The organism is Wolbachia endosymbiont of Mansonella perstans (assembly GCF_020278605.1).
Lineage (GTDB): Bacteria > Pseudomonadota > Alphaproteobacteria > Rickettsiales > Anaplasmataceae > Wolbachia.
Window position 1 is genome coordinate 1 of the sequence record NZ_JACZHU010000149.1, and the last position, 807, is coordinate 807.

Below are 807 nucleotides of genomic sequence, written 5' to 3' on the forward strand. Positions count from 1 at the left end.
TGCAACCTGCGAATTAGTGCTGAATTTAATCTCAATACGTTCTGAGCAAAATGGTATAGTAATTATTACAGGACATAGCTCTACTAAGCAATTGCGTGATTTTACTACAATTGACCTCACACTTTTTGCGTAATTGAAGATCTTACCTTTCGCCCTCTATTTCATTGAAAATGCCGCATGGTTTTTTCACAGCAATTTCTCGAATGCCTTTCATAATAGAATATACTACTAGTGCTAAACCGAGGGTCATAACACTAGCGTAGTTAATACTGCTAATTGCACTTTTATCTCTAAACTTGTTTTTGCACCATTTCCTTTTAGAAATTGGGTCATACTTTGATTGCTTTTCTGCATGGCAAGGTCTAAAATTTCATCTTTTGTATTAACGTTCACTCCTTGTTTAAAAAAAGCTCTGTCTTCTTTATATCACCTTCTTTCACTGCATGAAGTAGGCGGATTTCACCATTTATCTTATTCTCAATGTCTGCTCCATATGATCTTTAGCACTTCAATAGCTTTCTCATTTATACTATTAAGCGCGATATCCAAAGCATCTATTCTAGCTTTATTTTTATAATCGATAAAGCTCTTTAACTTATTCCTGCCAAAGTTTTTTATATATTGCTCAATGATGAGTTTTACCACTCTCCCAGGACAATTATTAACAGCAGGAAAAAGTACTGTATTGTTATTATTGTCTCTTCTTATTATGTCTGCTTTGAGTTCGTCTATTAAATACTTAATAATTTCTATTCTGCTATCGTTTTATGCTTCGATGCACTGCCTGGTAGCCAAAAACAGGGCCGT

The 807-nt window shown here is 34.3% G+C and carries 1 protein-coding gene and 1 pseudogene; one reads left to right on the forward strand and one right to left on the reverse strand.

What is annotated here, in order from left to right; genetic code table 11:
* Window positions 1-133: pseudogene (locus tag IHO13_RS05540) on the forward strand (heme ABC exporter ATP-binding protein CcmA); the annotation flags it as partial.
* Window positions 134-477: 344 nt separating this feature from the next.
* Here the strand turns inward: IHO13_RS05540 and IHO13_RS05545 are convergent.
* Complete coding sequence (locus tag IHO13_RS05545; protein ID WP_225538639.1) at window positions 478-645, reverse strand: hypothetical protein; 168 nt, start codon at window positions 643-645, stop codon at window positions 478-480.
* Window positions 646-807 lie beyond the last annotated feature (162 nt).